Source organism: Caballeronia zhejiangensis (assembly GCF_000698575.1).
GTDB classification, from domain to species: Bacteria; Pseudomonadota; Gammaproteobacteria; order Burkholderiales; family Burkholderiaceae; genus Caballeronia; species Caballeronia zhejiangensis.
Map to the genome: position 1 here is coordinate 66,441 of NZ_JFHD01000030.1, position 6,332 is coordinate 72,772.

Genomic DNA, 6,332 nt, shown 5'->3' on the forward strand with positions numbered 1-6,332 from the left:
CATAAGAAGTCGCCACGGCGGCACCGGTTCCAAGACTCGCATGCAAGTAAATTGCCCACCGCTTGAGGAGAAAAAATGAAGGGTTTCACGATGACCAAGGCAGCAATCGTCGCAGCCACGGCGTTCGCCGCCGCGGCACCGGCGTTCGCGCAAAGCAGCGTCACGCTGTACGGTATCGTCGACGATTCGATCGTCTATCAAAGCAGCCAGACCAACCTGGCCAAGACGAATCCGGGCCGCTCGAACATCAAGACCGGATCGGGCATTTGGGCCGGTAGCCGCTTCGGTTTGAAGGGCGCCGAAGATCTGGGCGGCGGCAACAAGGCCATCTTCCAGTTGGAATCGGGCTTCGACATCAACAGCGGACAAGCGCAGTTCACCAACGCGCTGTTCGGCCGCCAGGCATGGGTCGGTCTGACGAACCCGGCATACGGTACGTTGACTGCGGGTCGCCAGTACACCTCGTACTACACGCTGCTCTCGCCGTACAGCCCGACGAACTGGCTGACCGGCTACTTCGGCGCGCACCCGGGCGATCTGGACGGTTTGGACACGATCTACCGCGCGAACAACTCGATCGTCTACACGTCGCCGAAGTTCTACGGCCTGACGGTGAGCGGCTCGTACTCCTTCGCTGGCGTGCCTGACAGCGTGTACCAAGGCTCGACCTGGACGGCTGCGCTGCAGTATCAGCAAGGCCCGATCGGCGGCACGGTGGCGTTCTCGCGCATCAACAACGCGGCGGAAGGCGGCGGCATCTACAGCAGCAGCTCGACGACGATCAACAGCACGGCAGCGACCGATGGTTCGGGTCAGCCGGGCGTGTCGGCGGTGACGGCTGGCTACCAGCGCGCACAAGCGCAGCAGCGCTTCGCGGTTGCAGGCGGCTACCAGTTCAACAGCGCGTGGGACATCTCCGTCACGTACACGAACGTTCAGTACATTCCGGGCGTGAACTCGCGCTTCACCGACGAAGCCGTGTTCAACACGGCCGGCACGGTGCTGCACTGGAAGGCGACGTCGGCATGGGATTTCGCAGCGGGCTACAGCTACACGTGGGCCAGCAAGGCGAACGGCATCAACGACGCAGCGTCGTACCACCAGTTCAACCTCTCGCAGTACTACTCGCTGTCGAAGCGCACGGGCCTGTACGCACTGGAAGCATTCCAGCGCGCGAACGGCAACACGCTGGCTGTTCCGTCGAACACGTCGACGAACCGTCAGACGGCCGCCAACGCGACAATCGGCGATGGCTTCCAAAGCGCGCCGTCGGCATCGCGCAGCATGTTCGCAGCGGGCGTGGGTATCATCCACCGCTTCTAAGCGATGCTTCGCGGCGTGATCCATTAGGCATTACGCATGTGGCATGCAAAAAACCGGACGCCTCGGCGTCCGGTTTTTTTTGTCCGCGCGCGGCGCATTTCCTCGTGTCAGATGAACATCCCGCCCGATACCTCGACGCGCTGCGCCGTCATCCAGCGATTGCCGTCCGAGAGCATCGCCACGATCGCGCCGCCGATATCGTCCGGCACACCCGCGCGCCCGAGCGCCGTGTTGTCCGCGACGAACCGGTTGGTGTCGTGATCGTCGCGCACGACGCCGCCCCCGAAATCCGTCTCGATCGCGCCCGGCGCAATGGTGTTCACCGTGATGCCGTGCGGCCCGAGTTCCTTCGCGAGATAGCGCGTGAGCACCTCGATCCCGCCTTTCATCACGGCATAGGCCGCGAATCCCGGCAACGCGAAACGCGTGAGTCCGCTCGACACATTGAGAATCGCGCCTTCCTCATGCAGATAGGGCAGGAGCGTCTGCGTCAGAAAGAACGGTCCCTTCAGCTGGATATTGACGAGTTCGTCGAACTGCGCGGGCGTCGTCTCCGCGAAGAGCGCATGAATGCCGATGCCCGCGTTGTTCACGAGAAAGTCGAAGTTCTCGCGCTCGAACGTATCTTCGAGCGTCTTGCACAGCGCGTCGCCGAAAGCGGCAAAGGTGTCGCAATGCGCGACGTCGAGCGGCAGCATGGCCGCCTTGCCGCCGGATTTCGCGACCTCATCGACGAGCGAGCGCGCCGCGTCCGCGTTGCGGTTGTAGGTGCCGATCACGCCGGCGCCTGCCTGCGCGAGCTTCAATGCGGCGTTGCGTCCGAGTCCGCGGCTCGCGCCGGTGATGACCGCGATTTTGCCGCTCATGGTTCCATTCACGGTGACAGCTCCTTCGATTGCGTGGCCGATGGTTCATCGTAGGACGGCGCGACGTGCGCAGAAAGGCGCGTCGATGCTGCGATGCACAGATGGCGGGCGCGGCCTTTGCTGCACCGTCTCGATCAATGTGCATACCGGAGAACGCACCATGGCCGATCGTGAAAGCAGGGAAATCCCTTCCGAGCCGCCCGCAAGTCTCGAACGCCCGTTCAGGCTCTTTGCGGTGGAGCAGCGCGTGCTCGCGCAGAACGTCGACGGCAAGGTGATCGACATCGGCGGAATGGATTCGAAGAACGGCCAGTTCTGCGCCTGCATGGATTCGGGCGATATCGCCACGGAGCCGAAGCGCAGCGCCGAACTTGCGTTGAAGGCGCTCGTCGGCAAGCTGACGTTCGATTATCTCGACGGGCTGTTCACGAGCGAACGCGAAGCGGAGGTGAGCGGCCGTCTGCAGGATTATCCGAGTGTGGAGTTCGAGCTCGACGAGACCTTGCCGCGCGACATGACCGACCGCACGCCGCCGCATCTTTTCTAATGATCACATGCGCGCGAATGAAAGCGACTTATTGATACGGGTTGCTAAATAATTCCGAGACCATGCCGTCCAGCGTTTGTACGACAAAAGCGCCGCGCCGCGCAGCATTTCCCTCGATGTGCGATGCTAGTCGAGCGGCGACGCCCGGGGCTTGCCGCGCTCAATCGCGGGGTGAATCATGAAAAGAACGCCTTTCGCCACGGTCATCGTCCTTGCGGCGGCGACGCTCGCCGCACCAGCTTTCGCACGCGACGACGGTCCGCGCTTCGCGCAGGACCGGCTCGATGCGCTCGTCGCGCAACACGAGGAAGCGAGCCGGCACATCGCTCAGCCATCCGCACCGGCTGAGCACGCGCAGTCGAACACGCCGCACCACGGCGCTTCGTGATCTGACGTTGCTCGGGGCCTGACGAAGGCGTCGGGTCGCCACGTCGTTGATGAGACGGCGCGCAACGCGCCGGATGGGATCGTTCGTGTCCAAAGGTATGAAATTTGCGGACGCCGCCCGGGTGTTCCGCGGCTGCGTGCCGACGATCCTCCTCATCACCCTCATATAAAGCCATGACAAGGAAAGCCGTATCGATCGCAATTCTCTCCGTCGCCTTTCTCGCAGCGGGATGCGCTGGCATCGGCCCGGGTCGCCTGAAGGCCGATCAGGTCGATTACGCCCGGGCGCTCGGCGATGCGAAGAAGCGTGAAATTCTTGCCGCGATTGTCGGCTTGCGCTTCGCCGATGCGCCGTCGTTTCTCACGGTGAGCAGCATCATCGCCGCGTACACGTTCGATACGACGGGCGGCGTCGTGCTCAACGCCGGCTCCGGCGCGCAGCCGAACTACGCGCAGGCAACGGGCAGCGTCTCCTACTCGAATCATCCGACTTTCACGTTCACGCCGACCACGGGCGACGCCTACGCCAGCGCGTATATCCGGCCGCTTTCGCCGACACTCGTCTTGCCGCTCGCCGAAAGCGGCATTCCGATCGATCTGCTGTTGCGCATCACCGCGCAGTCGATCAGTGGCTTGCAGAACGGCACGGCGTTGGGCGGGCCGAACGCATCTGGATCGCCCGAGTTCTTCCTGCTTCTGCAGGCGCTTCGCAGGCTGCAGCTAGCGGGCGAATTGAACATCGAGACGCGCAACGCGGATGACGACAAGAGCGGCAAGCCCGACAAGGCCGCGAAGGGCAACAGCGCCGACAAGGGCGGCGTATTCATCACGCTCGGCGCGACGCGCAGCGGTTCGAACAAGGCTGTCGTCGACGATCTCACGCTCGTCAGAAAACTGCTGCACCTCTCGCCGAAGATGAAGACTTACGAAATCGTCTATGGGCAGTCGTCGGACCACAACCGCATCCCGATGGTCACGCGCTCGGTGCTCGGCATCCTCACCGATCTCGGCGCGCAGATCGCCGTTCCTGACGAGCAGGTGGGCAGCGGCGCGACCAAGCCGGGCATCGGGTTGATCGGCGGAGAAACGCGGCCGACGATCATCGTGAAAGTTGGCGAGAAGGCGCCGCAGGATGCGTACGTGAGCGTGCTCTACGACAAGGCCAACTACTGGATCGATCGCAGCGACTTCGATTCGAAATACGCGTTCACGGTCGTGCAGAATCTGATGGCGCTTGCGGAAGTCACGGACACGGCGAAGTCGCCGGTCGTGACTATTCCGGCGAACTGACATCGAGCGTCTGAGCCGGCAAGGTCGATAGCGATCATGCAAAGTGCGAAATGCCATCATGCATGATGTATTCCGCACGCAAAATGCATAGGGCGACATCGATACGATGTCGCCCTATGCATTGCTGCTTATGCGATGCGTCTGTCGACGCTATCTGAACTTACTGGCCGAAGTATGTACCGAGCGCCCGCGGCTGAACGCCGGTGCTGCGGCCTGATTGCGACGAACCATTGGCGACCGAACCGTAGGCGCTCGATTGGGGTGTCACTTGCGCAAGCTGCTCCGAGCTCACGCGGGCTTGCGCTGCCTGGATGTTCGACGGATAAGACGGGTCGCTGATGTTCGGGTTGTAGCCTGCCTTTTCGAGTTGGACCAGTTCGGCGCGTACCTGAGCGCGGCTCAGCGGCGCATCCGATTGCTGCGCGAACGACAGAGCGGGAACGGCGAGGGCAGCGGCGACGGCGACTGCGGAAATGAACGTCTTCATGATGACTACCTCCGATTCGGATTTCTGATCGTGCTGCCCGTTTCGTCTTAAGCAGCTTGTGAACGGAGTGTAAAGACGCGCTTGCCGAAGATCATTCTCGTTTCCGTTGAATGATCTTTGTCGATATCGGAATAATTGCGCGAGTCTTCATTGCATTGCGCGAAACTGACCGCGCGATGACGGTGACGGCTGGCCTGGTCGACGGTCTTTTCGCTCCACTGCATCTTCGGCGCTACCACGCGCCGCTCGATCCTTACCGATTCCGTAAAGATGCTTCTTCGTCACGACGAATGATTGCTTGCAGTTGTGCACTTACACTCTGCGTCGTCCATTCTGCATGGCTCGAACCGCGAGTCGGCCGATTTATCGAAAACGGGGAGAGCCGGATCATGAAATCGTGGGTCAACGCAGTCGTCGCAGTCCTGGTGATGTCCGCACCGCTCGCATCGTTCGCCCAGTTCAGCGCGGCAGTGGGCCGTGCAGAACTTAGTGGTGAACTCGTTCAACTTCAGAAGGCAGGTTATTCGCCGGTCGCGGAAGACGCGTCGTACCCGGCGAAACTGCAGGCGGCCGAAATGCGCGTTGGCGATATGCGTGCGGCGCAGGCGCGGGCAGAAGGATACGGATCTTCGACAGGTGCGGCGGCGCAATCGGGCCGTGCGACCATGCGGGTCGATACGCAAGGCGCGTTCTTCGGGCAGTGAGCGTCAGGAAGCGGCGGTGAGCCCCCGCAATGCGAGCGGTTCTGGTCGATTGCATACAAAACTCGAAATGCGCTTTCGCACGATTTGCGTGAACGTGAAGCGACCTCTGCCACCCAATCACCGGTGGTTTTGCCCAGTCCGGCTTTCGGCTGGGCTTTTTTGCGTGCGGATGACTTCATGGGTCAGACTCGGTTCCGGGTTAACGCGACGCTATTTATATCGACATAGTTGCATGCAAAATTAATCAACCGGACGGTCGGTTAATGGATATACTCGCTCCATCGCATCTCAAAAAGACGGCGGAGCCCCGCATGTACACGCAATCCCTCGACCTCCCCAGCGCGACGTCCGCAGCCGAAAGCCACGAAGCCGCAGCCTCCGCCGCCCAAACCCGCTTCGACGCGGTGATGCAGGCCGACGGCAAGATCGAGCCGCAGGACTGGATGCCCGAGGCGTATCGCAAGACGCTGGTGCGTCAGATCTCGCAGCACGCGCATTCGGAGATCATCGGGATGCAGCCCGAGGGCAACTGGATCAGCCGCGCGCCGAGCCTCAAACGCAAGGCGATTCTGCTCGCGAAGGTGCAGGACGAAGGCGGCCACGGTCTGTACCTCTACAGCGCGGCCGAAACACTGGGCGTCTCGCGCGATCAACTGGTCGCCGCGCTGCACGCAGGCAAGGCGAAATATTCGAGCATCTTCAACTATCCGACACCCACGTGGGCCGAT

General features: G+C 61.9%; 8 protein-coding genes. 6 read left to right on the forward strand and 2 right to left on the reverse strand.

Going from position 1 to position 6,332, the window contains the following annotated elements:
• The first annotated feature begins 75 nt into the window (after positions 1-75).
• Entirely contained in the window at positions 76-1,323 is a 1,248-nt protein-coding gene (locus BG60_RS27570; RefSeq protein ID WP_008349526.1) for a porin, read from the forward strand.
• 107 nt (positions 1,324-1,430) lie between these two features.
• Here the strand turns inward: BG60_RS27570 and BG60_RS27575 are convergent, their stop codons facing one another.
• The gene (locus BG60_RS27575; protein WP_008349527.1) at positions 1,431-2,189 is read right to left on the reverse strand and encodes an SDR family NAD(P)-dependent oxidoreductase; all 759 of its coding nucleotides are present in this window, start codon (positions 2,187-2,189) and stop codon (positions 1,431-1,433) included.
• Positions 2,190-2,349: 160 nt separating this feature from the next.
• On the opposite strand from BG60_RS27575, the gene BG60_RS27580 reads away from it, so the two are divergent.
• The 3 genes from BG60_RS27580 to BG60_RS27590 all read left to right on the forward strand — a co-directional run bounded on the left by BG60_RS27580 (position 2,350) and on the right by BG60_RS27590 (position 4,413).
• On the forward strand, positions 2,350-2,736 hold the full coding sequence (locus BG60_RS27580; RefSeq protein WP_008349529.1) for a hypothetical protein: 387 nt from the start codon (positions 2,350-2,352) through the stop codon (positions 2,734-2,736).
• Between the two features lie 178 nt (positions 2,737-2,914).
• Positions 2,915-3,124, forward strand: coding sequence for a hypothetical protein (locus tag BG60_RS27585; protein WP_008349530.1), 210 nt, complete (start codon positions 2,915-2,917; stop codon positions 3,122-3,124).
• 173 nt (positions 3,125-3,297) lie between these two features.
• A complete protein-coding gene (locus tag BG60_RS27590) occupies positions 3,298-4,413 on the forward strand; it encodes a hypothetical protein (protein ID WP_008349533.1) in 1,116 nt (371 codons plus the stop codon).
• A gap of 160 nt (positions 4,414-4,573) precedes the next feature.
• Here BG60_RS27590 and BG60_RS27595 read toward each other — a convergent pair whose 3' ends face one another.
• A complete protein-coding gene (locus BG60_RS27595) occupies positions 4,574-4,900 on the reverse strand; it encodes a DUF4148 domain-containing protein (protein WP_034473461.1) in 327 nt (108 codons plus the stop codon).
• A 110-nt stretch (positions 4,901-5,010) separates the two neighbouring features.
• Here BG60_RS27595 and BG60_RS39685 point away from each other — a divergent pair, with 110 nt between their 5' ends.
• Positions 5,011-5,604, forward strand: a complete 594-nt coding sequence (locus BG60_RS39685; RefSeq protein ID WP_241484899.1) for a DUF4148 domain-containing protein — start codon at positions 5,011-5,013, stop codon at positions 5,602-5,604.
• Between the two features lie 311 nt (positions 5,605-5,915).
• Positions 5,916-6,332, forward strand: a 417-nt coding sequence (locus BG60_RS27605) for a Phenylacetic acid catabolic protein (RefSeq protein WP_034473479.1), incomplete at its 3' end; no start/stop codon positions are given.

What these genes read in the sequence shown, in the direction of transcription:
- BG60_RS27575 (WP_008349527.1), bottom strand. Translation starts at nt 2,189, where the DNA reads ATGAGCGGCAAAATCGCGGTCATCACCGGCGCGAGCCGCGGACTCGGA.
- BG60_RS27580 (WP_008349529.1), top strand. Translation starts at nt 2,350, where the DNA reads ATGGCCGATCGTGAAAGCAGGGAAATCCCTTCCGAGCCGCCCGCAAGT.
- BG60_RS27595 (WP_034473461.1), bottom strand. Translation starts at nt 4,900, where the DNA reads ATGAAGACGTTCATTTCCGCAGTCGCCGTCGCCGCTGCCCTCGCCGTT.
- BG60_RS39685 (WP_241484899.1), top strand. Translation starts at nt 5,011, where the DNA reads ATGATCTTTGTCGATATCGGAATAATTGCGCGAGTCTTCATTGCATTG.
- BG60_RS27590 (WP_008349533.1), top strand. Translation starts at nt 3,298, where the DNA reads ATGACAAGGAAAGCCGTATCGATCGCAATTCTCTCCGTCGCCTTTCTC.
- BG60_RS27570 (WP_008349526.1), top strand. Translation starts at nt 76, where the DNA reads ATGAAGGGTTTCACGATGACCAAGGCAGCAATCGTCGCAGCCACGGCG.
- BG60_RS27585 (WP_008349530.1), top strand. Translation starts at nt 2,915, where the DNA reads ATGAAAAGAACGCCTTTCGCCACGGTCATCGTCCTTGCGGCGGCGACG.